The sequence below is a fragment of the Rhodococcus sp. DMU2021 genome, assembly GCF_019641445.1.
GTDB classification, from domain to species: domain Bacteria; phylum Actinomycetota; class Actinomycetes; order Mycobacteriales; family Mycobacteriaceae; genus Rhodococcus; species Rhodococcus pyridinivorans.
This window is the reverse complement of record NZ_JAIFKB010000003.1, coordinates 380,311-393,050: the sequence shown is the minus strand read 5'-3', so window position 1 is coordinate 393,050 and position 12,740 is coordinate 380,311. Positions and strand designations below refer to the sequence as shown.

Below are 12,740 nucleotides of genomic sequence, written 5' to 3'. Positions count from 1 at the left end.
TATCAGTCCTTCGGTATCACCGGGACCGCCGCTGCGGGAGCGATGGCGGCCAGGGCGAAGGCCGCGGGGAATCCGACCGCGGCAATGAGCCCACCGAAGACCGGTCCGACGGCCGCGGCGAACACGAACTGCCCGGTGTTCTGGATCCCGAGTGCGCGGCCGCCCCAGAACGGGCCGGCGATCTCCGCGACGGCAGTGAATGCCAACCCGTTCGGCGCCGAGGTCAGGATCGACGCGACGAGCAGGACGCCCACCGCGATCGCCGAATCCGTCCACGCCGTGACGGAGAGCGCGACCATCGACACGACGACCGATGCGGCGACGAGGCGCATCGGTCCCAGCCTGCTGCCCACCCGATCGGACCAGGCCCCGGTGACGACACGTCCGAGGGCGCCGAGGATCTGGGCGGCGGTGATGACGAGACCGGCGCCGACCTCGTCCCAGCCGCGGTCGGCGATGAGCCAGACCAGGGCGTAGGTCCACACGACGTACTGCGGAACGACGAGCAGGATCGACGCGAGATGGATCCGCGTGAGGGACATGGAACTCCGGTAGGGATTGCCGAGCACGCCTGCGCGCTCGGCCTCCACCCGTCCGGGTCGGGGCGGATCCACCACGCCGACCGCGCAGACGACGGCTGCGAGCCCGCACGCGAGCATGGGAAACGAGAGCGCCCAGGCGATCCCGTGGTCGCCCGCGAGAGTGGGGATGACGAGTGCGCCCGCGGCGACACCCAGCGGCACCGACATCTGCCGGATGCCCATCGCGAGGCCGCGCTGGTGCGGCGGGAACCATCCGACCACCACGCGACCGCTCGCCGAATTGGCGCTCACGGCGCCGGCTCCCGCACACATCAGCAATAGGCCGAGCAGTGCTGCGGAGGTGGTGCGGGACAGGTCCAGTGAGGTGGTCGCGCTCGCGAGTCCCATCGAGACGGCCGCGATCCCGAGTCCGGCGGCCAGCGCGAGACGTTCGCCGAACCGGTCGGCGATCGCGCCCCACACGACGAGCGTGAACACGCCGCCGAGGATCGGTGCGCCGGCGAGGGTTCCGGCCTGGGCGAGGGTGAAGCCACCCTCCTGGTTCAGGATTGGGATGAGGAAGGCGACGCCGTTGATGACGGTGGCCTGGGAGGCCTGGGCGAGGACGCCGAGGGCCAGGATCAGCCATCGGCGCCGACCGATGTCCGGAGTGTCCATGAGTCCCACTATCCGAGAAAGTCGTACCGTTATATGAAATCTTGGTCGGACTCTATACCCGCGGCACCCGGGCGTCGATCGCAGTGTGCGCGCACCGTTAGACTCCGGACATGCGCCTTGGTCGAATTGCCAGCCCGGATGGTGTCGCGTTCGTGAGCATCGAAGGGGAGGGGAAGTCCGCGACGGCGAAGGAGATCGCCGAGCATCCTTTCGGGAACCCCACCTTCACGGGCCGGAGCTGGCCCCTCGCCGACGTGCGGATTCTCGCCCCGATCCTCGCCACCAAGGTGATCGCGGTCGGTCGCAACTACGCCGCCCACGCCGCCGAGTCGGGCAACGAGGTCCCCGACGAGCCGATGATCTTCCTCAAGCCCAACACGTCGATCGTGGGCCCGGGCGCGCCCATCGTGATTCCGCCCACCACCTCGCTCGTCCATCACGAGGCCGAACTCGCCGTGGTCATCGGGCGTCCCTGCAAGGACGTCCCCGCCGCGAAGGCCCGGGAGGCGATCCTCGGCTACACGATCGCCAACGACGTGTCCGCGCGCGACCATCAGCGCAAGGACGGCCAGTGGGGCCGAGCCAAGGGCCACGACACCTTCTGCCCGCTCGGTCCGTGGATCGAAACCGACATCGACCCTTCCGATCTCGAGATCTCGGCGGAGGTCGACGGGCAGATCCGCCAACGCAGCCGCACCTCGAAGATGGTGCACGACATCCCGAAGCTCATCGAATGGATCTCCGGTGTCATGACCCTGCTGCCGGGCGACGTCATCCTCACCGGCACTCCCGAAGGTGTCGGACCGATCGAGCCGGGCAACACAGTCTCGATCACCGTCGAGGGCATCGGAACGCTCACGAATCCGGTCGTCGCCAAGGGATCCTGACCGGAGCTCGCTGCGGGGCGGATAGCCTGGGAAGGTCTCCCGTCGATCCTCAACCCTGAGCGAGTCATGACCACCAGCGAAGTACGCGTACGTTTCTGCCCGTCACCGACCGGAACCCCGCATGTGGGTCTGGTGCGCACCGCCCTGTTCAATTGGGCTTTCGCGCGTCATCACGGCGGCACCTTCGTGTTCCGCATCGAAGACACCGACGCCGCACGCGACACCGAGGAGTCGTACCAGGCGATCCTCGACGCCCTCCGGTGGCTTGGTCTCGAATGGGACGAGGGTCCGGAGGTCGGCGGACCGTACGAGCCGTACCGGCAGTCGCAGCGACGCGACCTTCACCTCGAGATCGTGCGGAAGCTCGTCGACTCCGGTGAGGCCTACGAGTCGTTCTCGACGCCGGAAGAGGTCGAGGAGCGGCACAAGGCCGCCGGCCGCGACCCGAAGCTCGGCTACGACAACTTCGACCGCGACCTCACCCCGGAGCAGCGGCAGGCATTCCTCGACGAGGGGCGCAAGCCGGTCGTGCGACTGCGCATGCCCGAAGAGGACCTCACGTGGAACGACCTGGTCCGCGGCGAGACCACTTTCAAGGCGGGCTCGGTGCCCGACTTCGCGCTGACCCGCGGCAACGGCATCCCGCTCTACACGCTCGTCAATCCCGTCGACGACGCGCTGATGAAGATCACACACGTCCTGCGCGGCGAGGACCTGCTGTCGTCCACCCCGCGTCAGCTTGCGCTGTACGCGGCGCTGCAGCGCATCGGCGTCACCGATTTCATGCCCGAGTTCGGCCACCTGCCGTTCGTGATGGGGCAGGGCAACAAGAAGCTCTCCAAGCGCGACCCGGAGTCCAACCTCTTCCTGCACCGCGATCGCGGGTTCATCCCCGAGGGCCTGCTCAACTACCTCGCTCTGCTCGGCTGGGGTCTCGCCGACGACCGCGACGTGTTCTCCCTCGACGAGATGGTCGCGGCCTTCGAGATCTCCAAGGTCAACTCGAACCCCGCCCGGTTCGACCAGAAGAAGGCCGACGCCATCAACGCCGAGCACATCCGCCTGCTCGAGCCGGAGGAGTTCGCGATCCGGCTGAAGGCGTACCTCGTCGAGCACGGCCGGATCGGGGCCGACGTCGACGACGCGCTCTTCCGGACGGCCGCCGACCTCGTACAGACCCGTATCGTCGTTCTCGGGGACGCGTGGGACCTGCTGAAGTTCCTGTTCGTCGACGACGCCGACTTCACGCTCGACGAGGTCTCCGCGGCGAAGAATCTCAAGGAGGATGCCGCGCCCGTGCTCGACGCCTCCGTCGCCGCCCTCGAGGGCCTGACCGAGTGGACCACGCCGGCGATCGAGGAGGCGCTCAAGAGCGCACTGATCGAGGGGCTCGAACTGAAGCCGAGGAAGGCCTTCGCTCCCGTGCGGGTCGCGGTGACGGGCTCGCACGTCAGCCCGCCGCTCTACGAGTCGATGGAACTGCTCGGCCGTGAGCGCACCCTTGCACGACTGCGTGCCGGGCGGGCGCGCATCGCCTGACCCCTGCATGGTCGCTCTCGGCCCGTCGTCGGCACCCGCCGGCGACGGGCCGAACTCCCTCCGGGCTCGATTTCATGCCACCGAGCTCGTCCTGAGCTCGATTGCACTCCTCTGACCAGCCGATTTGTAGTTGGTGGCGGGGTTGGTGCTAATCTTCTTCTCGGTTCGGAACGGAGGCCACAACGCCCGCAGGGCAGGCCGAAGGAACAAACCATTGGGGTATGGTGTAATTGGCAACACAGCTGATTCTGGTTCAGCCATTCTAGGTTCGAGTCCTGGTACCCCAGCTGAGACGCGGCGGTTTGCCCGCAACGTCTCAGCCAGCTATGCTGGCTGAGCTTCCTTCGGGAAGCGAAGAGAAGAAGTTCCATAGGCCCCCGTCGTCTAGCGGCCTAGGACGCCGCCCTCTCACGGCGGTAGCGTGGGTTCGAATCCCATCGGGGGTACAACGGACTACCCACCGATCTCCGGGTCGGTGGGTGTTCTTCTCTCGGAGGCGTCGACTCGTCGATTCCTCGGAAAGTTCCAGGCCCCCGTCGTCTAGCGGCCTAGGACGCCGCCCTCTCACGGCGGTAGCGTGGGTTCGAATCCCATCGGGGGTACAACCACGAAGGCTCTCCGATCATCGATCGGAGAGCCTTTCGCGTATGGGCGGTCAGTGCGCGGCGGACGGAAGATAGGCGGCCGTCGTGCCGCCGATCTCCATGGCAGGCATCCCGAGCTTGCAGTGATCCCACGAACGCACCCGCGCGGGCACCACACGGACGGCCACCCGTTTGTGCATCATCTGCTCCACCGCGGGGCGCGCCTCCTCCGTGTACGGGGCGGTGTACCGCTCCCACACGTCGCGGCAGACCTCGAACAGGCGGTCGTGGTCGTCCACGATCTCCGCCCGCCCCTCGATCGAGACGCCACGCAACTGGTCGTAGGTGTCGCCGGCCTCGACGAGGACGGTCACGCGATCGTCGCGCCGGAGGTTGACCACCTTCTGCGATTTCACCTTCGTCTCGAACCAGATCTCCCCGTCGAGCACCGCGTACCACATGGCGACGAGGTGCGGGGTGCCCGTCGGTCCGAGGGTCGCCAGGTTCGCGACCCGGCTGCGGTGGAGGAACTCGTCGATCTCCGACTCCGTCATCGTGATGCCTGCGCGGCGGTTGGTTCCCATGCGAAGCACTCTGGCAGAGCGTGGGGCCGCACGGCTGTCTTCCTCCCGCCCCGCCCGTGTCCCTCCTGGGCTCCACCCGGGAGGGACACGGGCATGCGGTCGGCCTCAGAGACGCTTCTGGAGCGCTTCTGCGGCGGCGAGGAGGTCGGCGGCCCAGCGGGCGCCCGGTCGGCGGCCCATGCGGTCGATGGGGCCCGATACGGAGATCGCGGCGATCACGCCACCGCTGCTGTCGCGCACGGGTGCGGCGACCGACGCCACACCGGGTTCGCGTTCGGCGGCGCTCTGCGCCCAGCCGCGGCGGCGGACCTCGACGAGCACGCGTTCACCGAAGGCCGCGTCGGGGAGGATGGCGCGCTGGGTCGCCGTATCGGCCCACGCGAGCAGAACTTTCGCGCCGGAGCCGGCCGTCATCGGAAGGCGTGCGCCGACGAGGACCGTGTCGCGCAGACCGGTCGGCGGTTCGAGAGCGGCGACGCAGACCCGCTGGGTGCCCTCGCGGCGGTACAACTGCACGCTCTCGCCGGTGATCTCGCGCAGACGGGGGAGGACGAGCGAGGCGGCCTCGACGAGCGTGTCGCCTGCGCCCGCGGACAATTCGGCCAGTCCGGGGCCGGGACGCCACTGTCCGTCGCTGTCGCGCATGAGGAGGCGGTGGACCTCGAGGCCCACGGCGAGACGGTGCGCCGTGGCACGGGGCAGGCCGGTCCGCGCGCACAACTCGTTGAGGTTGCACGGCTGTTCGGCAACCGCATGGAGGACTGTCATCGCTTTGTCCAGCACTCCGATCCCGCTATGCTGTCTCATAGGTCGATACCTCCGTCTCGCATAATGGGAAGCATATCGCATGCCGAGAACGGTGGGGACGACACCATACGCGGCCGGACAGCCCCCGGGATCCCGCGTTCGTCACGTACGACAAGGTGGAGAAGATGGCTGGAAAGACTCTGGCGGAAAAGGTGTGGGACCAGCACGTGGTCGTGCGCGGTGAAGGAGAGGGATCGGCGCGACAGCCGGACCTGATCTACATCGACCTGCATCTCGTACACGAGGTGACCAGCCCGCAGGCCTTCGACGGTCTGCGGCTGGCAGGACGCCCGCTGCGGCGTCCCGACCTCACGATCGCCACCGAGGACCACAACGTCCCCACGGTGGACATCGACAAGCCGATCGCCGACCCGGTCTCGCGCACACAGGTCGAGACCCTGCGCCGCAACTGCGAGGAGTTCGGTGTCCGTCTGCACCCCATGGGCGACCTCGATCAGGGCATCGTCCACGTGGTCGGCCCGCAGCTCGGTCTCACGCAGCCCGGCATGACGGTGGTGTGCGGCGACAGCCACACCTCCACCCACGGCGCCTTCGGCGCACTGGCGATGGGCATCGGCACCAGTGAGGTCGAACACGTCATGGCGACACAGACGTTGTCGCTGCGGCCGTTCAAGACGATGGCCATCAACGTCGGCGGCACCCTCGCGCCGGGAGTGACGAGCAAGGACCTCATCCTCGCGATCATCGCGAAGATCGGCACCGGCGGCGGACAGGGCTACGTCCTCGAGTACCGCGGCGAGGCGATCCGCGCACTGTCGATGGAAGCGCGGATGACCATCTGCAACATGTCGATCGAGGCGGGCGCCCGCGCCGGCATGATCGCCCCCGACGAGACCACCTACGAGTTCATCAAGGGCCGCCCGCACGCCCCGAAGGGCGCCGACTGGGATGCTGCCGTGGAGGCGTGGGAGCAGCTGAAGACCGACGACGACGCGGTTTTCGACGCCGAGGTCCACATCGACGGCAGCGCTCTGACCCCCTTCGTCACGTGGGGCACCAACCCGGGCCAGGGCGCTGCGCTCGGGTCCAGCGTTCCGGTACCCGAGGAGATCGCCGACGAAACCGAGCGGTCTGCAGCGGAAAAGGCGTTGCGCTACATGGATCTCGAACCGGGCATGCCGCTGCGCGACGTGAAGATCGACACCGTCTTCGTCGGCTCGTGCACCAACGGCCGCATCGAGGATCTGCGTGCCGTGGCGGATGTCCTGCAGGGCCGCAAGGTCGCCGACGGCGTCCGGATGCTCGTCGTGCCGGGTTCGATGCGGGTGCGCGCGCAGGCGGAGGAGGAGGGTCTCGGCGAGATCTTCACCGCCGCAGGGGCCGAGTGGCGTCAGGCCGGGTGCTCGATGTGCCTGGGCATGAACCCCGACCAGTTGGCGCCGGGCGAGCGTTCCGCGTCGACCTCGAACCGGAATTTCGAAGGACGGCAGGGCAAGGGCGGACGGACGCATCTCGTCTCGCCGGCCGTGGCCGCCGCAACCGCGGTGCGGGGAACGCTTTCCGCACCGGCGGATCTGGACTAGACCACAGGACCGACGAGGAGAATTTTCGATGGAAGCCTTCACCACCCACAGGGGCATCGGCGTCCCGCTGCGCCGCTCCAATGTCGACACGGATCAGATCATCCCGGCCGTGTACCTGAAGCGCGTCACCCGTACGGGATTCGAGGACGGTCTGTTCGCCGCATGGCGCAACGACCCGTCCTTCGTCCTCAACACCCCGCCCTTCGACCGCGGCAGCGTTCTCGTCGCCGGACCGGATTTCGGCACCGGCTCCTCGCGTGAGCATGCCGTGTGGGCGTTGTCGGATTACGGATTCCGGGTCGTGATCTCGTCCCGCTTCGCCGACATCTTCCGGGGCAACGCCGGAAAGGCCGGTCTGCTCGCCGCTCAGGTCTCGCAGGACGACGTCGAACTGCTGTGGAAGCTCATCGAGCAGCAGCCCGGACTCGAACTGGAAGTGGATCTCGAGAACCGGACGGTGACCGCCGGAACCACCGTGGTGCCGTTCACCATTGACGACTACACGCGGTGGCGTCTGCTGGAGGGTCTCGACGACATCGGATTGACATTGCGCCAGGTAGACGCGATTTCCGAGTACGAAAAGTCAAGGCCGTCATGGAAACCGAGTACCCTTCCGGCGCCCTGAAAACACCCCCGAACGCGCCTTCTCCGGGTCCGGTCCGACGCTCCCGTCGGGCCGGGCCCGGAGGTTATTTGCATGAGAATCCGCGTGGCACATAGACTCTTGCCCGTTTGCGGGTCTACCGTGGACTGGAGTCGGTCTGACGGTGGACCGTGTATGTGCGGAGGAAATCAATGAACAAGGCAGAACTGATCGACGTTCTGACCGAGAAACTCGGTTCGGACAGGCGCACCGCCACCGCGGCCGTCGAGCACATCGTGGACGCGATCGTTCGCGCCGTGCACGACGGTAAGAGCGTCACCATCACCGGATTCGGTGTCTTCGAGAAGCGTCGTCGGGCCGCGCGTGTCGCGCGGAACCCGCGCACGGGTGAGACGGTCAAGGTCAAGCCGACCTCGGTGCCGGCCTTCCGTCCCGGCCAGTCCTTCAAGAACATCATCGCGGGCACCCAGAAGCTCCCGGCTTCGGGTCCGGCCGTGAAGCGCGGTGCAGCTGCAGCGGCCAAGAAGACCGCGGCAGCGAAGAAGGCGGCGAAGAAGACCACGGCGGCGAAGAAGACCACGGCGACCAAGTCGACCGCGGCGAAGAAGACCACCGCAGCGAAGAAGACCACGGCGGCGAAGAAGACCACCGCCACCAAGTCGACTCCGGCGAAGAAGACCACCGCGGCGAAGAAGACCACCGCCACCAAGTCGACTCCGGCGAAGAAGACCACCGCCACCAAGTCGACCGCGGCGAAGAAGACCACCGCGGCGAAGAAGACCACGGCGGCCAAGTCGACTCCGGCGAAGAAGACCACCGCCACCAAGTCGACCGCGGCCAAGAAGAGCCCGGCCAAGAAGACCACGGCCCGCAAGAGCACCAAGAAGTAACACCCACCCGCGATGCGGCTCGCACACGTGCGAGCCGCACAGGTGAGACGACGGCGGCCACCGGACATCCGGTGGCCGCCGTCGTGTGTACTCGGTCAGATGCTCTCGTCGTCCGCCGGTGGACGGCCCGTGGGAAGAGGGCTGTCGAGGTGGTCGGCTGCGACGAGACGATCGCCGCGCAGCGACAACACCCACATGCTCGCCTTCCGGTTCCGCGCCGGAGGCAGCGCGAGACCGTCGCGCTCGGCCCACCACTCCAGCAGCGGCGGGATCACCTTGCCCTGACTGCAGATCACGGGAGTGCCGGGACCGGACGCGATCTCCAGCGCCCGCTTGCGGCCGCGGTCCGGATCGGCGCGGTACTCCTCCTCCGACAGGGACGGCTCGATCGCGATCTCGAGTCCGTGCCGGGAGGCGAAGGGTTCGACCGTCGCGATGCACCGCGTGCGGTCGGCGGACACCACGCTGTCGCCGCCGAATGCCGTCAACTGCGGAACGAGAGCCTCGGCCTGCGCCCGTCCGGACGCATCGAGGGGCCGGTAACGGTCGTCGCCCTTGTACTTCTTCCGACTACCCGCCTTGGCGTGCCGCACGATCAGCGCCATGGTCGTGTCCAACGGCACCCGGCGGAACCGGCGCAGGACACTGCGGTCCATCGGATAGGACAACAGATCGAATGCCTCTTCGGGGGACACCCAACGCAATTCGTCAACCTCGTCATTGGGCGCGAACTGCCCGTCGAGGCACCGCGCAGCCCAGTAGTCCACCCGCTTGAGCTTGCGGTGACCCGGAACGGGGTAGACGACCTTCCCGAGACTAATGCCGAGCGCGGAGCGGAATCCGGTCTCCTCCTCGATCTCCCGCACCGCGGCAACCACGGCCGTCTCACCCGCGTCGAGCTTGCCCTTCGGAAAGGACCAGTCGTTGTAGCGCGGGCGATGCACGAGCGCGACCTGCACATCGTCCGGAGCGTTCTCGTCGACAGGACGCCACAGGACCGCGCCCGCCGCGAAGATGTTGGCCTTCACGGGCTTGTCGCGTGATTCGGTCAACGTTCCCTCCACCTCAGGACGCACGACTACGCATGAGTTCGACCTGGTGGTCGCGGGCAGCGGTTCCCGGCTCGGGGGACGCCGTCCAGGTGCCGTCGCCCTCGAGAATCCAGCAGCGGGTGACCGGGTCGAGCGCGGAATCGAAGATGCCGTCCAACTGCGCTGCGAGCCGGGTGTTCTTCACCTGCACCATCACCTCGACGCGACGGTCGAGGTTCCGGTGCATCATGTCGGCGCTACCGATCCAGTACTCGTCGCTGCCCCGGAAATGGAACAACCGCGAATGTTCGAGGAACCGCCCCAGAATCGAGCGCACCGTGATGTTCTCGCTCAGGCCGGGCACGCCCGGCTTGAGGGCACAGATCCCGCGCACGACCACCTCGGTCCGCACCCCCGCCCGCGACGCGCGGTAGAGCGCGTCGATCACCTGCTCGTCGACGAGGGCGTTGGCCTTGAGCCGGATCCCGCTGGGGCGACCGGCCGCGTGGTGCTCGATCTCACGCTCGACGCGTTCGATGATGCCCTTGCGGACTCCGTGCGGTGCGACGAGCAGATTGCGGTACTGCGCCTTCCGGGAGTATCCGGTGAGGGTGTTGAACAGGTCGGTGAGGTCGGCGCCGATCTCGGGTGACGACGTGAGCAGGCCGACGTCCTCGTAGAGACGAGCGGTCTTCGGGTTGTAGTTGCCGGTGCCGATGTGGCAGTAGCGGCGGATCGTCGAACCCTCGCGCCGCACGACCAGACAGGTCTTGCAGTGTGTCTTCAGACCTACGAGTCCGTATACGACGTGGACACCGGCCTGTTCGAGCTTGCGCGCCCACTTGATGTTGGCCTGCTCGTCGAAGCGTGCCTTGATCTCCACGAGCGCGACGACCTGCTTGCCCGCTTCGGCAGCGGCGATCAGGGCGTTGACGATGGGGGAGTCGCCCGACGTCCGGTACAGCGTCTGCTTGATCGCGAGGACCTGGCTGTCGGCGGCGGCCTGTTCGATGAACCGTTGCACGCTCGTGGAGAACGAGTCGTACGGGTGGTGGACGAGGATGTCGCCCTCGCGCAGGGTGGAAAACACGCTCTTCGGTGTCTCTCGCTCGCCGAAGGCGGGATGGGTCGCCGGCACGAAGGGGGCGTCCTTCAGATCCGGTCGGTCGACGGCGTGCACCTGCCACAGCGACGACAGATCGAGCAGCCCGGGCAACTGGACGACGTCCACCCGATCGACGTCGAGTTCGCGCAACAGGAGGTCGAGCATGTGCTCGGTCATGTCGTCCGACACCTCGAGCCGCACGGGAGATCCGAAGCGCCGCCGGGCGAGTTCGCGTTCGAGGGCTTGAAGGAGATCCTCGTCGCGGTCCTCCTCGACCTCGAAGTCGGCGTTGCGGGTGACGCGGAATGCGTGGTGCTCGACGATCTCCATGCCCGGGAACAACACGTCGAGATGGGCGGCGATCAGCTCCTCGAGCGGGAGGAAGGCCGGCAGTCCGTGCGACGAACCCGCGCGATCGACCCGGACGAACCGATCGACGTTGTCGGGCACCTTCACGCGCGCGAAGTGTTCACCGGACGACTGCGAATCCTTGACCGTGACAGCGAGGTTCAGGGACAGGCCGCTGATGTACGGGAAGGGGTGTGCGGGATCGACCGCGAGCGGCGTCAGGACCGGGAAGACCTGGTCGGCGAAATACTGTGTCAGTCGTCGGCGTTCGTCCTCCGTCAGATCCGCCCATCGGATGATCGAGATGCCTTCGGCCGCCAGGGCGGGCATGACCGAGTCGAGGAAGACCTGCGCCTGGCGACCGGCGAGTTCGCGCGTGCTCGACGCGATGAGCGCGAGCTGGGCGCGCGGGGTCAGTCCGTCCGCGGACCGGACCGACAACCCCGTCTCGGCGCGACGTTTCAGCCCGGCGACCCGCACCATGTAGAACTCGTCGAGATTCGACGCGAAGATCGCGAGGAACTTGGCGCGTTCGAGCAACGGCTGCGAGGTGTCCTCCGCGAGCGCGAGAACGCGGGCGTTGAAATCGAGCCAGCTCTGTTCGCGGTTGAGATAGCGGTCGACGGGAAGCGTGTTGTCGTGATCGGTCCTCGACTGCAGTCCCGTCGCGGCCGGAGGGGCGCTGGTGGCGGTCGCTACGCGACCGGCGGGTCGTGCGGCACCGGATGGTGCCGCGTGCTCGGAACTCGTGGGATCGGGGGAATCGCCGTTGGTCACGAGTTCATTGTTGCAGAGCGACGGCTCCCTGCAGCGCTGTCGCACGGGTGGCACAGGGGGAACTCGACCGTGTCGAGCACGGCCGCGGTGGCCGGTCCGACGCCGAGTTGCAGTGCGGCGGCAAGATCGTCCGGTGTGTCCACATCGAGTCGCAGTCCGGGGAGGGCGTCCGGTACCGGGTACGCACCGGCATCGATGTGGCGACCGGCCGATCCCGGACCGAACGACAGTGGCGGCAGGGTGCCGCTCACGCAGTGCAGCAACGCCGTCGTACCGCTCGCCGTGTGGTCGACGACCACGGCCGTTCCGGTCCGCCGCGCAGTCTCGCGTGCGAGCACGAAATCCTCGGGCCGCAGGGACGGAAGGTCGGCCTGCAACGCCACGAGTTCGGCGCCGGGTGCGTGCTCCCGCGCCCGGCGGGCCGCTGCGAGCAGTGCGGAGTTCAGTGGGTCGGGGGAGTCGGGACGCACCGGATCGGGGAGGACGTCCGCGCCGCAGTCCAGCGCCGCGGCCGCGACCCGCTCGTCGGCGGTGACGACGGTGACCGTCACGTCTCCGGCGGACAGCGCCGCCGTCACGGTGTCCTGCAGCATCGCAAGCACCAGTGATTCCCGTGCTGCCGGGTCGAGGACGTGCGAGAGCCGCGACTTCGCCAGGCCGAGGGCCTTGACGGGAACGAGCACGTGCGTCGCGGGCATTGCCCGATTGTGCCATCAGTATCGAATCGCACGGTCGCGCCAGGTGACGAACCGCACGACCGCCCGGTGCGACCGGGTCGTGTGCGGTCCGTCCTCCGACCCGGCGCGGTGTCGGTGGAGCCTGCGCGATACTGGGTGCGACC

General features: G+C 67.7%; 11 protein-coding genes and 3 tRNA genes. 8 read left to right on the top strand and 6 right to left on the bottom strand.

Features of this window, described 5'->3' with window-relative positions:
* Window positions 1–2: 2 nt before the first annotated feature.
* On the bottom strand, window positions 3–1,199 hold the full coding sequence (locus K3M35_RS07860; protein WP_006554530.1) for an MFS transporter: 1,197 nt from the start codon (window positions 1,197–1,199) through the stop codon (window positions 3–5).
* A 110-nt stretch (window positions 1,200–1,309) separates the two neighbouring features.
* Between K3M35_RS07860 and K3M35_RS07855 the strand changes: the two genes are divergently transcribed.
* The 5 genes from K3M35_RS07855 (at window position 1,310) to K3M35_RS07835 (ending at window position 4,227) form a co-directional block, all read left to right on the top strand.
* Window positions 1,310–2,086, top strand: a complete 777-nt coding sequence (locus K3M35_RS07855) for a fumarylacetoacetate hydrolase family protein (RefSeq protein ID WP_006554529.1) — start codon at window positions 1,310–1,312, stop codon at window positions 2,084–2,086.
* Between the two features lie 66 nt (window positions 2,087–2,152).
* On the top strand, window positions 2,153–3,625 hold the full coding sequence (gene gltX / locus K3M35_RS07850) for a glutamate--tRNA ligase (RefSeq protein WP_220666230.1): 1,473 nt from the start codon (window positions 2,153–2,155) through the stop codon (window positions 3,623–3,625).
* A 215-nt stretch (window positions 3,626–3,840) separates the two neighbouring features.
* A tRNA-Gln gene (locus K3M35_RS07845) sits at window positions 3,841–3,912 on the top strand.
* An 86-nt stretch (window positions 3,913–3,998) separates the two neighbouring features.
* Window positions 3,999–4,071: transfer RNA gene (locus K3M35_RS07840), tRNA-Glu, on the top strand.
* An 83-nt stretch (window positions 4,072–4,154) separates the two neighbouring features.
* Window positions 4,155–4,227: transfer RNA gene (locus tag K3M35_RS07835), tRNA-Glu, on the top strand.
* A 53-nt stretch (window positions 4,228–4,280) separates the two neighbouring features.
* Here K3M35_RS07835 and K3M35_RS07830 read toward each other — a convergent pair.
* Both K3M35_RS07830 and K3M35_RS07825 read right to left on the bottom strand, forming a co-directional pair.
* On the bottom strand, window positions 4,281–4,793 hold the full coding sequence (locus K3M35_RS07830) for a pyridoxamine 5'-phosphate oxidase family protein (protein WP_121209066.1): 513 nt from the start codon (window positions 4,791–4,793) through the stop codon (window positions 4,281–4,283).
* Window positions 4,794–4,898: 105 nt separating this feature from the next.
* The gene (locus K3M35_RS07825; protein ID WP_006554526.1) at window positions 4,899–5,600 is read right to left on the bottom strand and encodes an IclR family transcriptional regulator; all 702 of its coding nucleotides are present in this window, start codon (window positions 5,598–5,600) and stop codon (window positions 4,899–4,901) included.
* A 116-nt stretch (window positions 5,601–5,716) separates the two neighbouring features.
* Between K3M35_RS07825 and leuC the strand changes: the two genes are divergently transcribed.
* From leuC to K3M35_RS07810, 3 genes are all read left to right on the top strand, one after another.
* Entirely contained in the window at window positions 5,717–7,144 is a 1,428-nt protein-coding gene (gene leuC, locus K3M35_RS07820; protein ID WP_019288377.1) for a 3-isopropylmalate dehydratase large subunit, read from the top strand.
* 28 nt (window positions 7,145–7,172) lie between these two features.
* Window positions 7,173–7,769 (top strand): 3-isopropylmalate dehydratase small subunit, encoded by a 597-nt coding sequence (gene leuD, locus K3M35_RS07815; RefSeq protein ID WP_006554524.1) that lies wholly within the window; start codon window positions 7,173–7,175, stop codon window positions 7,767–7,769.
* Between the two features lie 170 nt (window positions 7,770–7,939).
* Complete coding sequence (locus tag K3M35_RS07810) at window positions 7,940–8,638, top strand: HU family DNA-binding protein (protein ID WP_220666229.1); 699 nt, start codon at window positions 7,940–7,942, stop codon at window positions 8,636–8,638.
* 95 nt (window positions 8,639–8,733) lie between these two features.
* Here K3M35_RS07810 and K3M35_RS07805 read toward each other — a convergent pair whose 3' ends face one another.
* From K3M35_RS07805 to cofC, 3 genes are read right to left on the bottom strand one after another with little or no spacing between them, the layout of a single operon-like run.
* Entirely contained in the window at window positions 8,734–9,690 is a 957-nt protein-coding gene (locus K3M35_RS07805) for an NUDIX hydrolase (RefSeq protein WP_121209286.1), read from the bottom strand.
* A 13-nt stretch (window positions 9,691–9,703) separates the two neighbouring features.
* Window positions 9,704–11,899 (bottom strand): RNA degradosome polyphosphate kinase, encoded by a 2,196-nt coding sequence (locus K3M35_RS07800; protein WP_024101376.1) that lies wholly within the window; start codon window positions 11,897–11,899, stop codon window positions 9,704–9,706.
* Window positions 11,896–12,597, bottom strand: a complete 702-nt coding sequence (gene cofC / locus K3M35_RS07795; protein WP_064061348.1) for a 2-phospho-L-lactate guanylyltransferase — start codon at window positions 12,595–12,597, stop codon at window positions 11,896–11,898. The genes K3M35_RS07800 and cofC overlap by 4 nt, the downstream gene beginning before the upstream one ends.
* Window positions 12,598–12,740 lie beyond the last annotated feature (143 nt).

What these genes read in the sequence shown, in the direction of transcription:
- K3M35_RS07860 (WP_006554530.1), bottom strand. Translation starts at nt 1,199, where the DNA reads ATGGACACTCCGGACATCGGTCGGCGCCGATGGCTGATCCTGGCCCTC.
- K3M35_RS07855 (WP_006554529.1), top strand. Translation starts at nt 1,310, where the DNA reads ATGCGCCTTGGTCGAATTGCCAGCCCGGATGGTGTCGCGTTCGTGAGC.
- gltX (WP_220666230.1), top strand. Translation starts at nt 2,153, where the DNA reads ATGACCACCAGCGAAGTACGCGTACGTTTCTGCCCGTCACCGACCGGA.
- K3M35_RS07830 (WP_121209066.1), bottom strand. Translation starts at nt 4,793, where the DNA reads ATGGGAACCAACCGCCGCGCAGGCATCACGATGACGGAGTCGGAGATC.
- K3M35_RS07825 (WP_006554526.1), bottom strand. Translation starts at nt 5,600, where the DNA reads ATGAGACAGCATAGCGGGATCGGAGTGCTGGACAAAGCGATGACAGTC.
- leuD (WP_006554524.1), top strand. Translation starts at nt 7,173, where the DNA reads ATGGAAGCCTTCACCACCCACAGGGGCATCGGCGTCCCGCTGCGCCGC.
- K3M35_RS07810 (WP_220666229.1), top strand. Translation starts at nt 7,940, where the DNA reads ATGAACAAGGCAGAACTGATCGACGTTCTGACCGAGAAACTCGGTTCG.
- cofC (WP_064061348.1), bottom strand. Translation starts at nt 12,597, where the DNA reads ATGCCCGCGACGCACGTGCTCGTTCCCGTCAAGGCCCTCGGCCTGGCG.